Source organism: Paenibacillus sp. GCM10027626 (assembly GCF_042676285.1).
In the GTDB taxonomy this organism is placed as follows: Bacteria; Bacillota; Bacilli; order Paenibacillales; family Paenibacillaceae; genus Paenibacillus_Z.
The window spans coordinates 549797-569048 of record NZ_JBHTHC010000003.1; the positions used below are offsets into that span (position 1 = coordinate 549797).

At 52.5% G+C, this 19252-nt stretch carries 15 protein-coding genes; 11 read left to right on the plus strand and 4 right to left on the minus strand.

Annotation, left to right across the window (positions count from 1 at the left end):
- Positions 1-118: 118 nt before the first annotated feature.
- The 4 genes from ACFQ0N_RS09375 (at position 119) to ACFQ0N_RS09390 (ending at position 3698) form a co-directional block, all read left to right on the plus strand.
- Positions 119-895 carry a DeoR/GlpR family DNA-binding transcription regulator gene (locus ACFQ0N_RS09375; protein WP_379325177.1) on the plus strand — a complete coding sequence of 259 codons (777 nt, stop codon included), beginning with the start codon at positions 119-121 and terminating at the stop codon, positions 893-895.
- A 213-nt stretch (positions 896-1108) separates the two neighbouring features.
- Positions 1109-1909: an EamA family transporter gene (locus ACFQ0N_RS09380; protein WP_379325179.1), complete on the plus strand. Its 801-nt coding sequence runs from the start codon at positions 1109-1111 to the stop codon at positions 1907-1909.
- 20 nt (positions 1910-1929) lie between these two features.
- On the plus strand, positions 1930-2772 hold the full coding sequence (locus ACFQ0N_RS09385; protein ID WP_379325181.1) for an alkaline phosphatase family protein: 843 nt from the start codon (positions 1930-1932) through the stop codon (positions 2770-2772).
- Positions 2769-3698: a metallophosphoesterase family protein gene (locus ACFQ0N_RS09390; RefSeq protein ID WP_379325183.1), complete on the plus strand. Its 930-nt coding sequence runs from the start codon at positions 2769-2771 to the stop codon at positions 3696-3698. The genes ACFQ0N_RS09385 and ACFQ0N_RS09390 overlap by 4 nt, the downstream gene beginning before the upstream one ends.
- A gap of 93 nt (positions 3699-3791) precedes the next feature.
- Here ACFQ0N_RS09390 and ACFQ0N_RS09395 read toward each other — a convergent pair whose 3' ends face one another.
- From ACFQ0N_RS09395 to ACFQ0N_RS09410, 4 genes are all read right to left on the minus strand, one after another.
- Complete coding sequence (locus tag ACFQ0N_RS09395; protein WP_379325185.1) at positions 3792-4517, minus strand: Fic family protein; 726 nt, start codon at positions 4515-4517, stop codon at positions 3792-3794.
- Between the two features lie 125 nt (positions 4518-4642).
- Entirely contained in the window at positions 4643-5125 is a 483-nt protein-coding gene (locus ACFQ0N_RS09400) for a hypothetical protein (protein WP_379325187.1), read from the minus strand.
- Between the two features lie 147 nt (positions 5126-5272).
- Complete coding sequence (locus ACFQ0N_RS09405; protein WP_379325189.1) at positions 5273-6340, minus strand: SWIM zinc finger family protein; 1068 nt, start codon at positions 6338-6340, stop codon at positions 5273-5275.
- Between the two features lie 144 nt (positions 6341-6484).
- Positions 6485-7744, minus strand: coding sequence for a right-handed parallel beta-helix repeat-containing protein (locus ACFQ0N_RS09410; RefSeq protein ID WP_379325191.1), 1260 nt, complete (start codon positions 7742-7744; stop codon positions 6485-6487).
- 257 nt (positions 7745-8001) lie between these two features.
- Between ACFQ0N_RS09410 and ACFQ0N_RS09415 the strand changes: the two genes are divergently transcribed.
- The 7 genes from ACFQ0N_RS09415 to ACFQ0N_RS09445 all read left to right on the plus strand — a co-directional run bounded on the left by ACFQ0N_RS09415 (position 8002) and on the right by ACFQ0N_RS09445 (position 19043).
- Complete coding sequence (locus ACFQ0N_RS09415; protein ID WP_379325193.1) at positions 8002-9681, plus strand: extracellular solute-binding protein; 1680 nt, start codon at positions 8002-8004, stop codon at positions 9679-9681.
- 70 nt (positions 9682-9751) lie between these two features.
- Positions 9752-10648, plus strand: coding sequence for an ABC transporter permease (locus ACFQ0N_RS09420; RefSeq protein ID WP_379325195.1), 897 nt, complete (start codon positions 9752-9754; stop codon positions 10646-10648).
- 9 nt (positions 10649-10657) lie between these two features.
- Positions 10658-11536, plus strand: a complete 879-nt coding sequence (locus ACFQ0N_RS09425; protein ID WP_379325197.1) for a carbohydrate ABC transporter permease — start codon at positions 10658-10660, stop codon at positions 11534-11536.
- A gap of 24 nt (positions 11537-11560) precedes the next feature.
- Positions 11561-12526, plus strand: coding sequence for a DUF4434 domain-containing protein (locus tag ACFQ0N_RS09430; RefSeq protein ID WP_379325199.1), 966 nt, complete (start codon positions 11561-11563; stop codon positions 12524-12526).
- A gap of 56 nt (positions 12527-12582) precedes the next feature.
- Positions 12583-14361 carry a sensor histidine kinase gene (locus ACFQ0N_RS09435; RefSeq protein ID WP_379325201.1) on the plus strand — a complete coding sequence of 593 codons (1779 nt, stop codon included), beginning with the start codon at positions 12583-12585 and terminating at the stop codon, positions 14359-14361.
- An 11-nt stretch (positions 14362-14372) separates the two neighbouring features.
- A complete protein-coding gene (locus ACFQ0N_RS09440) occupies positions 14373-16004 on the plus strand; it encodes a response regulator (RefSeq protein WP_379325203.1) in 1632 nt (543 codons plus the stop codon).
- 21 nt (positions 16005-16025) lie between these two features.
- Positions 16026-19043, plus strand: a complete 3018-nt coding sequence (locus ACFQ0N_RS09445) for an alpha-L-rhamnosidase-related protein (protein ID WP_379325205.1) — start codon at positions 16026-16028, stop codon at positions 19041-19043.
- Positions 19044-19252 lie beyond the last annotated feature (209 nt).

The window sequence follows — 19252 nt, forward strand, 5'->3', positions numbered from 1 at the left end:
AAATGAATACAATGACACATATATCCATTTTGTCCTATGGCAAATCTGGAAAATTGACAACACCCGCACTAACAGGAATAATGGATGTAAGCCTGGCTGCAGCCGGGAGCAAGAAGGAGTGACGCAATTGTTTGCACAGCAGCGGCATGAGCTTATTATCCAGAAATTAAATGAAGATAAGTCGATCCGCGCCTCTGAGCTTATGGAGCTATTCGGCGTTTCCTTTGAAACGATCAGGCGCGATTTGGAATATTTGGAGAGCGAAGGCTTCCTTAAGCGGGTGCACGGCGGAGCCATCCCAAAAGAGCCCGATTACAGCAAAGAAATCCCGCTCCCGCTCCGCGAAGCCATCTATATAGAAGAAAAAACCGAGCTGGCCGGAATCGCCACCCGTTTTGTCAGTGAAGGCATGTCCATCGCCCTTGATGTAAGTACGACAAATTTACAGATCGTCAAGGCGCTGAAGGCTAAGTTCGAACGGCTGACGATTATTACTAATTCACTACCTATCATGAATGAACTTATCGATATCCCTGGCTACACACTCATCATGATCGGCGGCATCATCCGCCAGGCCGAGCAAAGCATCATCGGCGACCTTGCCGAAGAATTCGCCTCCCGCTTTCATGCCGATCTTTTCTTTATGAGCTTGAGCGGCGTTACGCTCGAAGAAGGCATCACCGATAACGCCATTGGCGAGGTACAGGTCAAAAAGATTATGCATGCCAATGCCAAGCGTACAATCGCATTGACGGACAGCAGCAAGTTCGAGCAGCTTTCGCTGCTGAAGGTATGCAGCTGCAGCGAGGTGGAATGCTTTGTCACCGATTCTAAAATCTCCCGCCGCATTGTGGAGAAATACAGGGCACAAGGCATTGAAATTGTTTTTGAATAACAAAGCTTAATACGATTTTCAGTTCACCGGCGACTGAAGGTCGTTTTTTTGTGTTTATGTGCGTTTTGCTGCACTACAAAGTTCAGCTTATACTTTATGTTGCATTTATGTGTGTTTGCGTGTTAATATGTTGAAGTCATTGAAAGGAGCGGATGCCCGATTATTCAAGTTATTCTCGTTTTATGCTCTGGTTTAGCTCATGCAGTCTGGAATATGCTGGCGAAGAAAAGCACGGATAAAGCTGTATTTCTGTGGGCAATTTACGCACCTACCACAGTCCTGCTGCTGCCGACCTTAATCATCGAACTGACTGGCGCCGCTTTTTCTGTACGCGAGTGGTCTATGCTGGCCTTGTCACTGCTCCTGCAAGCGCTCTATTCTTCACTTCTTGCCTACACCTACAAAGCGGGGGAATTGTCGCAAGTGTATCCGATATTGCGCGGAACACCGACACTGCTCATCCCTCTTATCGGCGTATTGGTATTGGGAGAAGTCCTTCCCTTGTGGGGTTGGATCGGCATCGGCTTTATGTTGGCCGGCTTTATTATTATGGTCAAAAACAGCGCGAGCGCTTCTCACCCTAGCCCGGCATCATCCAGTAAACCCGTCCTGCTTGCACTTGCTGTCGGACTATGCATTACAACATATACATTAATTGATAAAGTAAATTTGCAATATTTATCGCCCGTCGCCCTGCTTGAGGTGACCAATATCGGGTTTATGCTGGGACTGACCCCCTCCGTCTTGCAGGCTGACCGTTTGAAGCAGGTTATTCGCCATCATAAGCATATCATCTGGATCGGAGCCATCTTGTCTCCCGGATCGTACCTGCTATTTTTATTCGCGGCCAGAAGCGCCAATGTATCCGCCATCGCCCCGATGCGTGAGATCGGCATCGTCTTCGGTACATTGCTCGGCTTGTTCGTTCTTAAAGAATCGCAGGGCTTACGCAGAATTGTAGCTTCTATCGTCGTTGTCTCGGGGATTATTATTATCGCCACATCCAGTCATTAATTATCAAGGAGAGATGCAGGATGCCAACAGCAGCATTTCAACGCGTTTTCATTCTAGGTATGGATGGCGCAGGCAATTTCGTTCAACAAGCGCATACGCCTCATTTGGATGCCTGGCTTGCCCGCGGCGCTTATACATTCTCAGCCCAAGCGGAGCTGCCGACAATTAGCGCCGAATGCTGGGGATCGGTGCTGCATGGGGTCCGTCCCGGGAAACATGGCTTAACGAATGAGAAAGCGGAGAACCAGCCTTATCCCGGCGACTCCCCCTACCCTTCTCTGTTCCGGCTAATGAGAGAGCAGCAGCCTGAAGCAAAGCTGGCCTCTTTTACCGGCTGGCAGCCGATTAACGATGGTATTATCGAAGATGATCCGCATATCTATAAGACATCTCTGCCGGATGCTAGGCTTGTTCCCGCCCTTTGCAAATATGTGGAACAGCATCCCGATGTTAAATTGCTTTTCCTGCAATTAGATGAGCCCGATGCCTCCGGGCACCGTTATGGCTACGGCGCAGATTCGCCGGCCTATCTGGATGCTATTACCCAATGTGATAACCGAATCGGCACAATTTTGGCGGCGCTGGAACAGCAAGGTCTCGTTGAAGACAGTCTCATCATTTTACTTACCGATCATGGCGGAGGCGGGGCGGACAAATACAGCCATGGCAGCGATCATCCGATGGATCGCCATGTCTTTTGGGCTTGCATCGGTTCCGGCATTCCAAGGGGCGAGCTGAGCCAGTCCCTCTCGATTACCGATACAGCGGCGGTTGCTGCGTACGCGCTCGGTCTAAGCGTGCCTGCGGAATGGGACGCGCAGCTGCCGCAGCAATTATTTTCAAAAAAGGAGCTGCTCTCATGACATCACTTCGTTTTCGGAATGACGGCACATTCAAAATTGTGCAATTTACTGATTTGCATTGGCAAAACGGCGAGCCCGAGGATCTGCGCACTGCTGAACTGATGAAAAATATTGTGACCGCCGAACAACCGGATCTCATCGTGCTCACCGGCGATGTGATCTATAGCCCGGATTGTGCCGATCCAATCGCTGCTTATCAAAGCGTGGCCCGGATCGTCGAGGAGTTCCGAATCCCTTGGGCAACCATCCTCGGAAACCATGACGCCGAAAAAAACTGCACGAAAGCGCAATTAATTTCCCTGCAGCAAGAGTTTCCGCATTGCTTGACTACGCCTGGCACTGAGCTTGGAGACCGGGTGGGGAATTATACGCTTTCTATTCACTCTCAGGCGGCAAATAAGCCAAGCGCGGCACTGTACATGATGGATTCCGGAGATTACGCAACAATCTCCCATGTCGGAGGATATGCCTGGGTTTCCTCCGAACAGATCGAATGGTATAAAGCGCGCTCCCGGCAATTTAAAGCGGACAATGGCGGCAACCCTTTATTTTCACTCGCTTTTCTTCATATTCCGCTGCCAGAGTATAAAGAAGTATGGGCAAAGAACATCTGCTATGGACATCGCTTCGAGGAAGTGTGCAGCCCAAAAGTGAACTCCGGCCTGTTCTCCGCATTTGTAGAGATGGAAGACGTCAAAGGCGTCTTTGCCGGACATGATCATATTAACGACTACTGGGGTGAACTGTACGGTATCCGTCTATGCTACGGGCGGGCGACAGGCTATAACACCTATGGCCGGGAGGGTTTTCCGCGCGGCGCTCGCGTCATCCAGCTGCAAGAAGGAAGCGATGCGTTCAGCTCCTGGCTCGCGCTTGAGGATGGCACAACAATCGTCGAGCAGACGGAGCATCATCCTGAAGGTTGATTGTAGACTGCAAAAAAATAAGCGGCTGCCCCGGGGGTTATCGGCGATAACTTCCGGGCAGTCGCTTTTTCTCTACTTCACACGCGGCTCCAATTACACAAGCCGCAAATACAGATCGAATGTATCGTCTACAAGATCAGCCGCCAGATCAATGAACGGCGAGTAATCTCCGCTTGTATGCGCATGATCCAAGGCCGTATAATACTGACTGCGATTTTCTTGTTGAATGACAATTGGCGGGTAGCCATTTTTCATCAGTTCAAAATTAAGCAGCAAGCGAGCCGTTCGTCCGTTACCATCGATAAACGGGTGAATACCGACGAAATCTGCGTGAACAATAGCCGCCCGCTCAATTGGGTGAAGCCTCTGCCCTTCATCCTTATACCATTGAATAAATCGCTCCATTTGAGAAGGTACCTGAATCGCATCGGGCGGTATATGACGCGCGCCGCTTATGAGCATATTTTCTTTACGGTACACCCCTGCATGCTCGTCTGCAATCCCCTTCAAAATAAGCCGATGAATGCTTTTAATTTGCCATTCCGTCAACTCTTCCTGATTTCCAACGATCTCTTCCACATAAACGATCGCATCCCTATGATTGATCGCTTCCAGATGCTCCTTAATCGTCTTGCCGCCAACCGTGATGCCTTCAAGCACTACTTTGGTTTCCGATAACGTCAGTGTATTGCCTTCTATTGCGTTGGAATGATAGGTCCAATTTATAATCAAATGTTCCCGAATGCTTTTTAGCGTATGAACAGGCAGTGGCCTTTTTTGATCAAGCAGTCTTTTTTTTTCGTCAATTTGTTCGTACATCGCTCCGCCCCCAACGTAAAAACCATGTTTGGAAATGATCTCTACTATACCATAATAGTGTATAGCCGCGGACGGACGATAGCCGTAGCCTGGACCAATTTCTACATATGGCCGGGGGCTGTCCGTTACGATGTGATCTGCCGCAATTCTTCCATAAATGCAGGCCGCCTTGAATAGGCTAAGCGCAATTTCTGCATAATCTGTAACGCCTGCTCTTTCCCTCCTATTTCTTTAAGTCTCATAATTAGCTCGCACACTTTTATATATGCGCTGCGCGTCGAAGACATTTGTGCACTTACCATAATATAATCGGAAAAGATCACAAAAACCTTATCGGCATACTCTTCTATCAAGTGGGGATAATACTTTACTATCTCGCTCTTATTTTCCTGTATGTACTGTAACAGCTTTGCGCTCTCCTTCTCCTCAACAAGCACAGCAAGATACAGCTCGCATATTCTCCAATTGCCCCGGTACCTGTCCTCAACCTGTTCAAGCAACCGCTGATATACTTGCTTCCATTCCTCTCCGTCATACAATGTTTTCAGGCGCAAATAATAACTAAAATCGCCATCGTGAACAAATTCCTCCGCCAGCTGCTTCTGCAATTCAATCTGTGATGTATGCCCGTAAATATCATAGCGGTAATTTTTCCAAAGGGTAACTAGCCCCCTCGCCCCTTTTTCTCGTCTTGCTCTTCCCCCTCCTCAGCCAATTGCAACGCATAGTCAAACTGAAAATTGTTCATCGCCTCTTCAATAGCCATTTCGCGAAATTCCGGCAAATGAAGGCGGCTCTGCATATATTCCTTCGCCTGCTTCTCCCCTCCGTCTTGTTGAATCTTTATGCCTGAGCATGGCAGCCCGTTCAACAAAATAAGAATGATACGGCGAACGGGCGACAATCTCTTCCTCCATCCGATCAAGGACATCATTCCATTGCTTTCTCATTTCATGGCTATCTATATAGGAGGAAGCGGTCTCAAAAAAAGCCAAACGCCATTCTTCCCCTCCCTCTAAGTCCGGGTATGCGGCCTCTTCCAACAGCCGCTGAAAAACAGCAGTCCGCAGCAGCTCCTCCGTCTCCGGAATTTGCTCTTCTATGCGAATAATAACATGCAGGCTTTCCTCAATAAGTACATGAATATCGCCCTCCGGATCATCACTCTCTTGCTGAAAACCGATCATCTCATGAAACACGATCAGCCCGGTTTCCAGCGCCCGGGAAATCTCTTGCCGCCCCAACGCTTCCTCTGCCAGCGTCAGTACCTTCTGAGCTCCTTTAAGTGCAGCGGAAACCTGCCAATAAGGAGCATCATTATTCATATACCTGTTGATAGACGAGCGGATCATACTGCGGCATTGCTCATAAAACTGCGCATCATTTGTTGTCGACAGCTTCAGTAACAGCTCCTTCCGCACCTCTCGATGTTCCTTGGAAAACTCAACAAGCAGTTCTACTAGGTCCTCCTTGCTCATTAAAGCCAATTGTTCGGCAATGGTCAGCTTGCTGGCCGAACTGCTGGCAGCCGCCGCTGTCATTTCCCCCTTGTGAAAATATTCATTCCGAATTTCCAAAAGCACTGCCACGATATGCTTGCATATCGGACCGTAATCGTATGGACAATCGCATGAGGTAGCAAGCACCTTTCCGCTGGCATCAATCCTCACATCAACATCATAGAGCTCGCTTCCCTCCACCTCGGCATGGAAGCAGAGCGGCTCCTCCTCGGTCAGAAGGTTGACGTAGCCCTCCTCCCAATAATCGATGCCCCGCTCCAAAATAACAGCATTCACACTCTGTTCCAGTTGCTGCAGCTTCATTTCTCGTTTCCCCTGCTTTCTTTAATCGCGTTAATTTTAATAGTACTTGAATATTTACACGATTAGCAACTTCAATGAGCATGCAGAAAACCGGAATCGAAAATGCGGGCTTAGTCGCCCGCCAATAGCCTTCCTCCCCTTCCATTAAGTAATGTTATTCGCAACGACGTTGGCGGAACCGACGGTTGAGATACCACCGCTTAAATTACCTTTGACGATATTGCCAGTAATCAACAGCTCGTTGCTCAAGTCAATGCTTTGAATGCCGTAGCGCTGCGTCTGGACCGTCTGATTATCGAAGCAACGGTTGCCGGTAATCGTGATCAGCGAGCTTTGTCCCAAAATGCTGATGCCGTCGTCCTGGCCCGTCGCCGGCGCTTTGCCGTTGTTTTTACAGACGTTGCCGACGATTTGCGAGTTCGTTACGCTCGCATACATGATGCCTGCGGAGTGATTGCCCGAGCACCAGTTGCCTTCGGATATAATTTCAGTTGCGTCAATAATATCGATGCCGTTGCCGTCATTCCCCTCAATCAGGTTGTTGCTAATGACGATGCCGTATTTGCCGTTGACATATACTCCGCCGGCCGTATTATCGGGAACGAGGCCATTGTTGCGGATAATGTTGTCTGCGATGACGCCGCGATTCGTATTATAGATAATGCCGTCCAGGTAGCCGTTTTCGATCAAATTGTCGAGCACCCAGTTGTTGCCGTCCGCATAGGCCGGATCGTCGTTGCTGAACGAGATAACTGTACTGCCAATCGTCCCATTCAGATGGCAGCGGGAAATAACCGATTCCATCACGTTGGACATGTTCAAGGCTATAACATGGGAACGGATCACCTTAACATTTTCGATGCGAATCCTTTTGCACTTCCAGAAAATAACGGTGCTGCCCGTCGTCTGCTGCGGCGCGTTGCCGTCGAGCGTCATGTCGGCTACGCGAATGTTCTCCGCCAGAGTTCCGAGCACGAGCGCATCGTTGACGCCGCTTTTCAGCCTCAGCACCGTCGCGTCCTGCCCGACGCCCCGTAGCTCCGTATTGGCACTCACCTGAACGGTTCCCGTCAAATATGTACCCGCCGGGAAGTAAATGATACCGCCTCCCCCCGCCGTACAAGCAGCAATCGCCGCCGCGATGGCTGTCGAGTCGTCGGTCGTGCCGTTGCCGGTCGCTCCATAGTCCGCGACGTTGTACCCGCAAATGCCGCCGCTCGCGTGAACGGTCTTGGGCTTGTCCGGCTGCTTGTCTTTCGGTTCCTTTTTCATCGCATGCGCAAGCAGCGAATTCCCGAGCAACCCCTCCGCCGCGAGCAGCGCGCCTGCTCCGCCCATCGTCGCCAGCAGCTTCCTTCTGCTGATTTTCGTGCCCGCCAAATCAACGCTTTGTTCTTTCTCCATTACATCTCCTCCGGTTTTAAGTTGGTATTAAACTTCTGGAAAAGCGCTTTCAAAACCAGCATAATAGAAGAGCAAAGGGTCGGCACCGGTAATTTTTTGCGAATTCTTATACTTTTTTATGCAGTTTTGAAGCGTTTGCAAAAAGTAGAAATAGTAGAAGCAATCATAATTTTTTACCGTTGTTTCGCCAAAAACGGCTAAAGTATAATTTCGGTGTGATCACGGTTCCAACACTCTAATACAGAAAGGAAAGCATCATGCGCAAAAAAAGACTGTCATTCCTATTTCTGGCGATCGCCATGATCGCCGCCGCTTGTAGCAGCAACGGAGGTAAAGACACCTCTTCCAACCCGCTGGAAGGCGCTTCCGGGTCCGCACCGCCTACCTCGTCGGCCAGCGAGGAGGGGCCTGCGATCGACCCGCTCGCCAAATATGAGACGCCGATCCAAATCACGACAGTACGAGCCACGAACGATACGTTCAAGTTTATTCCTGGCGAATCGCTGGAGGATAACATTATCTATGATTTATATGAAAAGGACATGGGCATCGTCTGGAAAAACAAATGGTCGGTCAGCGGTGACAACAGTAAATACGTAGAAAAGCTGAACCTGTCCATCGCATCCAAAGATCTCCCGGACGTATTCATGGTTGATGCCGGACAGCTCAAAGAGCTCGTAGACGGCGGGCTCATCGAGGATATGACCGAATACTTCGATAAGTATGCGACGGACCAGGTCAAGCAAGCATTCGGTTACGCGGACGGGCTCGGTCTGCACATGGGATCGCTCGATGGCAAGCTGTACGGCCTGCCGAATACCCGCGACGCGGCAGGCAACCTGAACTTGCTCTGGGTGCGCCAGGATTGGCTCGACAATCTGGGCCTTAAAGCGCCGACGACGATCGAAGAAGTCATCGCTGTCGCCGAAGCATTCGCCAAGCAGGATCCGGACGGGAACAAGAAGAACGATACGTACGGCATTATGGCGTCTTTCCTCATGTTCGACGGTTACGGTCTGGGTTCCTTGGATGCGCTTGCAGCGGCGTACGGAGCTTACCCGGGCAAGTGGATCGAGAAGGACGGCAAGCTTGTTTACGGCAGCGTTCAGCCTGAGACGAAGCTGGCGCTTGAGGTTGGCCGCAACCTGTACGCTATGGGCGCGCTTGACAAGGAGTTTGCGATCAAGGGCGGCGGAGAAACGACCGCGGACGTCGTCGCCGGGAAGATCGGCATGTACTATGCGCCGTTCTGGACGCCCGCTTGGCCGCTTAATCAGCTTATGGAGAAAGAACCGAACGCGAAATGGACCGCTTTGCTCGCTCCTCCCGGACCGGCGGGCGAGATGAAGGTGCCCGCGGGCCACTTTACAATGAACTGGATGGTCGTGCGCAAAGGCTTCGAACACCCGGAAGCGCTCGTGAAGGCGATCAATTATTGGTACGATCTGAGCATGCCGGGCGGCTCCCGTATTGAGCAGTATTCCGATCTTCGCAACGGCAAGTACAAGGACGTGGACACGAACAACTACAGCCCGGTATATTCCGAATCGCCAAACAAAAACGAGGAGTTCGCCATCAAATTCAATAAAGCGCTTCAGAACGGCGATACGTCCGAGCTGGACGCCGCAGGCAAAAAAACGTACGAGAAGGTCAAAGCCGGCGGAATCGAAGGCTGGATCGAAGAAGAAATTTGGACCAAAGCGGCACCACTCATTTCGCAATACCAAGGCATCCTGACGGATGCATTCTACGGCGCCCCCACCGAGACGATGAGCCTGACCAAGGCGGCACTCGACAAGCTGACCAACGAGACGTTCACCAAAATCATCATGGGCGACAAGCCGCTGGACGAGTTCGATTCCTACGTCGAGCAGTGGCACAAAATCGGTGGCGAACAAATCACGGCGGAAGTAAACGAATGGGCCGCTTCGAAATAATCACACGCCCGTTAAAGAGGATCGGACTGCCTAAAACAGGCATTCAGATTTCACAGAAAGGTGAACGCCCATGCTGCGGAATATCGTACTGAATAAATCGCTGCACCTGATGGTATGGCTCGGCATGATTTTCGTTCTCGTATTCTCTTATGTGCCGATGCTCGGAGTCGTTATTTCCTTTAAACACTACAGACCGGTGCTCGGCTTTTTAAAATCCAAGTGGGTCGGCTGGGACAATTTTTCACTGATGTTCAATCTCCCCGACTTTTACCAAGTCGTCACGAACACGCTTGTCATCGCGGGACTTAAGCTCGCAATCGGCTTTTTCGTCCCGATTTTCTTCGCCCTGCTGCTGAACGAAATCCGGCATTTATGGTTTAAGAAGACGATCCAGACGTTCGTCTATCTCCCGCACTTCATGTCGTGGGTCATTCTGGGCGGCATTCTCACGAACATTCTGTCCATCAACGGAGGCATCGTGAATGAGGCGCTCGGCTTGTTCGGCATCGATCCGATTATGTTTCTCGGCAGCAACGCTTGGTTCCGTCCCGTGCTGATTATCAGCGACATCTGGAAGGAATTCGGCTTTTCAATGATTGTGTATTTGGCCGCGCTGGCGGGCATCAATCCGGCGCTCTATGAAGCGGCTGTCATCGACGGAGCCGGCCGCTGGAGGCAGACGCTTTACGTCACGCTGCCCGGTCTCGCGCCGATTATGGCGCTAGTCGCCACGCTCAGCCTTGGCGGCATTCTGAACGCCGGCTTCGATCAAGTGTTTAACCTGTACAATCCGATCGTCTACGAGACGGGCGATATTATCGACACGTATGTGTACCGAATGGGACTGCAGCAAACGCAATACAGCTTCGCAACTGCCGTCGGTCTGAGCAAATCGCTGGTCAGCCTGATCTTGATGGCGATCGCCTACCGGCTTGCCTACAAATACGCAAACTACAGGATTTTCTAGGAGGCGGTCATGAAGGAATATACTTCGCCTCTCCGGAGGCTGTTTCTCGGCTTCAACTATACGTTTCTGCTTCTGACGGGTTTGCTGTGCCTGCTTCCTTTTGTGCATGTGCTCGCCCAATCGTTTAGCTCCGCGGTCAGCATCGCTGCGAACGAAGTGACGTTCTGGCCGGTCGATTTTACGACGGCTTCCTATAATCTCATCTTTCAGGAGTCCAAGCTGCTTACGGCCATGGGCATATCCGTTCAGCGCGTTGTCTTAGGGGTAGCCGTCAACATGCTGCTGACCGTGCTGCTCGCCTTTCCGCTTGCGAAGGAAGATCACCGGTTTCGGGGAAGAACGATTTATGCCTGGATGCTTGTGTTCGCGATGATTTTCAGCGGCGGCTTGATTCCGCTCTACCTGACCGTCAACAACCTGGGGCTAATGGACACGATTTGGGCTCTGATTTTGCCGGGAGCGGTACCGATCTACAACGTCGTGCTCATGCTTAACTTTTTCCGGTCGCTGCCCAAGGAGCTTGCCGAATCGGCGTACATCGACGGGGCAAGCCACTGGGGCACGCTATTTCGGATCTACGTTCCGCTCAGCTTACCGTCCATCGCGACGCTGACCCTCTTCTCCATCGTCGCGCACTGGAACTCTTGGTTCGACGGCATTATTTTCATGAACGATCCGGTCAACTACCCGTTGTCCAGCTATTTGCAAACTGTCATCATTCCGGTCGACATCACTGCGATCAACAGTATTGAGGACCTTCACTTTGTCTCGGACCGCAGCCTCAAGGACGCACAAATCATCGTCGGAGCGCTGCCTATTTTGGCGATCTACCCGTTCCTGCAGCGGTTTTTCGTGAAAGGCATCATACTTGGCGCAGTAAAAGAATAGCAGAAAATGAAGAGGGTGCTACCCATGAAAAAAATTAGAGGATCATTGTATTTCCTAGATGAAACGTTCGGCCGCGAGCGAATCCGCCGGGAGCTGGATGCACAACAAGACGCCGGCTTCGATCTTGTATGGGTGAACGGGCCGCCTTTCCGGCTGGAAGCGCTGGAGGCGCTACAAGCGAACGTCGGAGCGTTCGATCCGATTGCCTGCTTGATGGATGAAGCAGAGGCGCGCGGTATGCGCGTTATTCTGGAAATCATGGCGCGGGAAGATTGGTACGTACATTGGAACTTGAGTGGAGATTTGGAGACAAGCCGCAAGCTGACGGTCATTCTGGCACAAAAATACGGCTGTCATCCCGCGTTCTTCGGCTATTACCTGGGCAACGAAATTTACATCGTGCACGGGGAGCAGCGAACGTACTGCTACACGCTGTGGAAATCTGTCGCGAAGTGGTGCAAACAGGAAACCCCCGGCTGTAAAATCGTCCTCTCCCCTTTTTTTGTCTCGGACACCGGCGAAGAATTAGGCTATACTTATGAGAAACCAGAAGCTTACGCTTCCTTCTGGCGCGAGCTGCTTGCAGATACGAGAATCGATATCTTGATGCTGCAAGACTCCGGTGCGGAGCACGCCGCCTTCTTTGGCCTTGCGGAGCGCGAGCCGTACTTTGCGGCTGTCGCTCGCGCCTGTTCGGATACCGGCGTTGAGCTGTGGGGCAACGTCGAGCTGGCGGAAATCGATGTCCGCGACTATACGGAATTGAAAGCATTCCGCGCGGATTACGGTGTGAACGGTGCCGGATTTGACGACCCGCATTGGATACAGGTCCCCATTTCGAAGCTGCAAAATAAAGCGGAGCTGGCGTCACGCTACTGCGCGCATCTCATTAGCTGGGGATTTCAACAATTCGTCAGCCCTGAATCCGGTAAGGTCGGCTCCGGCACGTACTTTGAAGCTTTTCAAACATGGAACCGGGCGGAAACATGATAAAATAGCCTTTTCACAGACATGCACACACCATTCTAGACTGGAGTCGTGATCGGATGAACGAAGGATCGAAAAAAGGCTTTCACGGCGTGTTGACCAAACTTCTTCTTTCCTTACTGCTGCTCACGATTCCCGTCTATTTAATCGCGCTGTCTGTACTGGGCTCCGCGATTACAAACGTTAAAAACCGAATCACAAGCTCCGTCTTCTCCGACCTCGATCGATTTACGGCCGGCCTGGAGACGGACTTGGAACGCGTGAAGCTGTTCCAGCTCATGCTCAAAAACGACGAGAACGTCCAGTTTCTCTCCACCGCGCAAGGCGTCATATCGGATTACGACAAAATCGCCTTATACAAGGAATTGCAATCCAAATTCGATCTGATCATTTCCAACAGCAGCTTCATCGACGATCTTGCGATCGATTTTCTGGACTTCGACTTACGGCTGTCCTACGTGACGGGGAGAACGGCCATTCCCCCAAAAGATTTGAAGATTTACGCCGAGGAAGATTTCAGCGACGGCTGGCTGAAAACCTCCTACGGCCAAGCGGAGCTGGACCGGCGGGTCAGTGACGTACTGAGCTATACGCTGTATATGAAGACGGTGCGGGCGGGCAAAACCAAAATTCACTACGTGCTTCGGATGAATATCGCGTTAAACAAGTTTCACAAGCTGCTGCAGGACTTCAAGATCGGCCAATCCGGCAGCGCTTTGATTCTCGACCGTGCGCACGGCTTCCTCATCGATCCCTCCAGCGGAGGGGAACTCGCCGGCCTCGTCTCGCAACGAATTCAGGAGCATCCGGACCCCGCCGGCGATTTTTCAGATGGTCAGTTTAATTTGACTTACAACAATCAGCAGTTCGCGGTCATGTATAAAACGTCCGAGGCGCTGAACTGGACGGTTGCCGTCTTCGTGCCGGAGAAGGAAATTATGGGCGAAGTTCAAGGCCAGCGCAGAATGCTGTACGCGCTTATCGTGGTAACGATCGTGAGCATAATCGGCTTTTCCTATGTCATCTACCGGCAAATTCATAAACCGATCCGCGTGCTCTTCAATGCCATGCGCCAAGTGGAGCGCGACCGTTACGATACCCGAATCCCAAGCCGCCGCAACGACGAGTTCGATTATATTTACATACGGTTCAATCAGATGATCCAGCGAATCGAGTCCTTGATCCAGAAAGACTATTTGCAGCAAATCCGCATCAAGCAGTCGGAGCTGAACCAGCTTCAAGCTCAGATCAATCCCCATTTCCTATACAACTGCTTCTATATTATTTATCGGATGTCCAAGGAGCGGGATTACGATTCGATCGCCGAGATGACGGATTATTTGGGACGGTACTATCAATTCCTCACTTACAATAGCGGGAGCGACGAAGTATTGCTGGAAGAGGAAATCGGCCACTCGGCCGCCTATTTAAAAATCCAGCAAATTCGTTTCGAGAGCCAGCTTGCCTTCGAGATCGACGTCGATTCCGCGCTTGGGGGCATCCCCGTTCCAAGGCTCATTCTTCAACCGCTCGTAGAAAATGTAATCGTACACGCGCTGGAGAAAAGTGCGCGGGACATGTTCGTCCTCATCCGGGCAGAGCGGGTCGGCGATGCGCTTGAGCTGTCGGTCGAAGACGACGGTCCTGGCCTGCACGAAGAGCGGCGACGCAAGCTGATCAAGGAACTGGAGATTGAGCGTGAGCATCCGGAAACCAGCTTCGCGCTGTGGAACATTCACTGGAGAATCCGGTACAAATATGGTCTGGATTACGGCATTGCCATCGGCCACCGGGAGCATGACGGTTTTCTCATAACGATTCGGCTTCCGGCCGAATGACGGAGGTGACGATGAATATGTACCGCTTAATGATCGTCGACGACGAAAGAAGGATCGTACGAGGGCTGACCTCTGCGGTTCAAAGCAGCGGGCTTCCGCTTTCCGACGTCCGTGGATTCCATTCCGCGAACGAAGCGCTTGAGGCGATGCGTGCACAGCCGTGCGACATTTTGCTGTCGGACATCCGCATGCCGGAGCGCGACGGGCTGGAGTTGATCGGAATCGTAAAAAGTGTGTATCCCTCCTGCCGGGTCGTCTTTCTGACCGGCTACGGCCAGTTCGAATACGCCCAACAGGCCGTCAAGCTGGGCGCTTTCGACTTTCTGGTCAAGCCCGTGACGGACGAAATTTTGTTCCAATGCCTGGAGCGCGCGATCCTCAGCCTCGACGAGGAACGGGAAACGAAGCAGTCCATCGATAACTTGAAAAGCCAGTATGAAGAAACCGTTCCCGTATTGCGGAGCGGCTTTATCAAGCAGCTTCTCGCCGGAGACTTGCCGCGGCTGCAGCGGGAGGAGACGTTGGAAAGAAGCCGCTCGCTGAATGTCCCGCTCGACTTGGCGCAAGAAGCCGTTTTACTGCTCGTTCGTCTGAATAATCGCCATAAAGCCCGGGTGACCTATAGTGATGCGGAAATCGACGGTTTTCTATTTGCTGAACTGGCCGAAACGCTTTCGCCGGATTTTCGCTTTAGTGAGCATTGGGACGAACACGGCTTTCTTGTATGCGTCTTGCAAAGCGCGGAGTCTCCATCGCTACGCGGGGAGCGGCTGCGCTCGCAGCTGCGGCAGGCCGCGAATACGATACGGGAGAAGCTGCTTGAGCGGCGGGGAATCGAAATCTCGGTGCTGCTTTCCGGCCGGACCGCCGATTATACGAAATGGCCGGACCGGTATAAGGATGCCGTTCAGACGCTAAAACAGCATATCAGCCCGGGACCCGGCGCCGTTCTGGACGTCGAATATGACGCCGAGCTGACCGACCGCAACATGTCGGGCTTCGAGGGGCTCGCGGCCATCGGTTCATTGGACCTGCTGCTGGAATCGGGCAACGAGCAGGAATATTATGAGCGGCTGTCAGCCGTATTCGCAGAAGCGAAACAGTTGCCCGGCATGCCATATCGCGTGTTCGCGGAAATTTGCCAAATCATTTCGTTGTCCTTGATCAAAGCGCTGAACAGGCTGAGCTTGACCGAAAAAGACCAGGCAAGCTTGGCCATGGACGAATGGGCCAACGTGAACCGGTTTTCCTCCGTCGATGAAATGTCGGAGCGGTTCATCGAGGCTTCACGTAAAGTGTTCGTTATGCTTAAACGCCAGCGTGAAGACAACAAGGACGCCGTAAGCCGACTGAAATGGCACATTTCCCAAAATCTCGCCGAAGACCTCTCGCTTACGCAGCTGGCGAAAGCTGGCCACATGAGCTCCGCTTATTTGTCCCGTATTTTCAAAGAGCAGACGGGGGAAGGAATCAACCATTATATTACGCGATTGCGCATCGAGCGGGCGACGGAGCTGCTGCGGGATCCGGCTTTGAAAATCGCCGATGTCGCCGTACGCACCGGCTATGATAACATCCCTTATTTTACGAAGGTGTTCAAGAAGGTCGTCGGTATCACGCCGCAAGAGTTCAAAAAATTATAGATGGCAAGGAGGACGTTTTGTATGGATCACCTTCGGTCAGCCGCCCGAGATTTGGCTGATGCCCGGTGGATCGGCTATCGCGATGAACGCGATGGCCGTGTGCGTCCGAACGAATTGATTTGTTTTCGCCAAACGTTCGATTGGGAGGAACTTCCCGAGGAAGCGCTGCTGCATATTACGGCGGACTACCGCTACACCGTGTGGATCAACGGCATCTGGATCGGCCAGGGGCCAGTCCGGGGGTGGCCGCAGCGGCTTTTTTACGATACGTACGATGTGACCGCTACGCTCAGGAAAGGCCATAATGCGATTGCCGTGCTGCTGAATGCGCTTAATCTTGCAACTTTTCAGTATATTCCTTCTGGAAATCCGGGCTTAATGGCGCGACTTATCGGCGATACGGCGCAAGGGGAACTGGAAGTCGTCACGGATGCCTCCTGGCGCTGCATCGCCCATCCGTCACTCCAGGACAATACGCCGCGCATTTCGACGCAGCAGGCGTTCGTGGAGCATTTCGATGCGCGGCTGGAGCCCCCAGATTGGAAGCTTGCGGATTGGCCGGATAGCACGGACGTTGCCGGCGGGTTGCGCTGGGCGCAGGCTTTAGAGGCTGGAGTTCCGCTGCTCCTGGCACCGCGGGACATTCCTCATCTTACCGGTGAAGAAATGTATCCGATCCGCATTTGCGACAGATCGGTAGTGCGGCTCCCGATGCCGGCTTGGAGCATCGATTTGGGAAACCTGCTGCTGCCAGACGTGCGGGACGCCAACCCCCATGCCGTTCGCGGGATGCTCGCTACAACAGTCATGCTGGATCGGCCTATGCGCATTCGGTTTCATTTTCAGGACAGAACGTCCGGATTGTACACACGGCTATCCGTCAATGGGGCGGCTTTACAGCCCATTGACGATTCAGGAAGCCACTGGAGCGGACTGTTCCACTATGACGCCGAGCTTTGCTGGGGCGAAAATCTGCTGCTGTTCTGGTTCGACGGCGTCGCGCATGAGTTTACTTTTCAGGCGGCGATGGAAGTAGTCGACGCAAGCGGCGATGCAGTAGTTATGGCCCCTGGCTTGCACGGCACGAATGTGCTGGCGCCCGCATTGCCCGGCACGGCCGAAGGGCGCTTTGCTTTCTTCGGCAGGTTTGGGCCGGATGAAACGGAGTTGTTTGAGAAGCTGAAGCGGGTGGTAAGCTGGGATGCTTGGCGAGCCGTAGCGGACGGCAGATTTGCCGTGATTCCGCGGTCTTCGGAGCATACTGATAACGTTTTTCTGCGAATGCGGCATTCCGTCACAGCGGAAAGCAGCGTTTCGGCTACACCCGACCATCACTGCTGCAGCGGTAACGGCGACTATACTGCTATTTCCGCCCCGCCTGCAGGCGAAGCCGTTCAGCTTATTCTGGAATTCGAGAAAATGACGGCCGGCTTGATCGAAATCGAAATTTTCGGCCAGGACGGTGCGGTTGTCGACTTCTACGGCTTCGAGGCTTACCGCGGTGAACAACCGGTTCATATGGACTCCATGCACAACACAATGCGTTACATATGCAAGCAAGGCTGGCAAACCTACCGGTCGCTGACGCAGCGGAGCTTCAGATATCTGACTGTTCAGTTATCTGGTTTTCAAGGGCACCTAAAGCTGAGATTTATCCGCTGCCTGCTTAGAACTTATCCTTCCCCCTCAGTCGGCCAATTTCGTTGCAATGACGAACGGTTGAACCGCATTTTCGAGATGAGCCGCTGGACCGCCCGCTTGTGCAGCGACGATGTGTTCGTCGATTGCCCAACGTACGAGCAAGCTTTCTGGGTAGGGGACGCCTATGTCATGTCACGCGCGACATCATCGCTGTTTGGCTCCAAACCGCTCATTGAAAGATGTCTCCTGCTTGCCACGCATTCTTTATCCCGCTCCCCCATCGTGGAGTCCCAAGTGCCGAGCGGCTGGGAAAATATTTTGTCTACCTGGAGCCTGCTCTGGGCGTTGGCCTGCACGGATCATGCGCGAAGAAGCATTTTCGGAGAATTTGCCAAGCGGATCTATCCTTCGTTGCGAAAACAAGCGCTCTATTTGCACGAACATCTGACGGACGAGGCAACCGGATTAATCCGCTCTCCTTATTGGAACCTGTTGGACTGGGCTGCCATCGATGCCCCTTCACCGGCGATCGTTACACACGTGAACGCATGGTATGCCGAATGCTGCCGCCAAACGGGACAATTGGCCACCCGACTTGGATTAGATTGCGATGCCGAAACATTCACACGTATCGCGGAGACCATCACGGAAGGCATTAACGCGCACCTGTGGGATGCCTCCAGACAGGCGTTCGCTGATTGCCTGTACGATAGCGGAGCGCTGAGCGGGACGGCTAGCGAGCAAACCCAGCTCATATGCTTTATAAATGACATAGCATGGCCGCATCGCCGAAGCGCCCTGCTGCGGTACGTACGCGGTGAAGTAACGGATACGGTGCGATCGGCTACGCCGTTCATGCGATTTTTTAAGCTTCAAGCACTGGAAAAAGCCGGTTTGACTGATGAAATGCTGCAGGAGATCCGGGTGGTATGGGGACATATGACGGATGCGGACAGCACGACCTGCTGGGAGGATATGCCGGGCAGATGGGCGCCCGGTTATCCGACGCGAAGCTATTGCCACGGTTGGAGTATCGCGCCGGCTTATTTTCTGCCACACAGCATTGTTGGCATCGGGGAGATCAATCTTCACACGCAGAGCGTTGAGATATCACCCCGACCGGGGGATTTGCGTTGGGCCGACGGCAGAGTCATGACCGCAAAAGGTGAAATCGCCGTCCGCTTCGAAGCTGCCGATCAGGAGTTTCGGGCAAGCATACGATTGCCAGAGGGCATATCCGGATGGCTTAAGCTGCCCATGGAGGCTTGCCGCGTCGGAGCAATCTTGGTCAACGGCCAGCCGGCCGTCGATGCCCGCGTTCAGAACGGCTTCTGGCTGGTTCCGGTACCCGGAGGCCAGACGACGACCATCCGCGCAACCGCAGCGGAAGGCTACTGATTCGCGGTGATCAGTCTGCAGCAGCTTGAGAAAATCGGCGTAACACGATCGCTTGTTCACCAATCATTACTTTCCCGTTGCCTACGTTCGCTGATTAAAGATTAATGAGCAACAGGATGGGGAGGCTAACTCCCCATCCTGCTTGAATGAGCCGATCCCGGATCCCGTAGGCGTCATTGGCCAAAAGAGATGAAGTGAATGTCGGAATT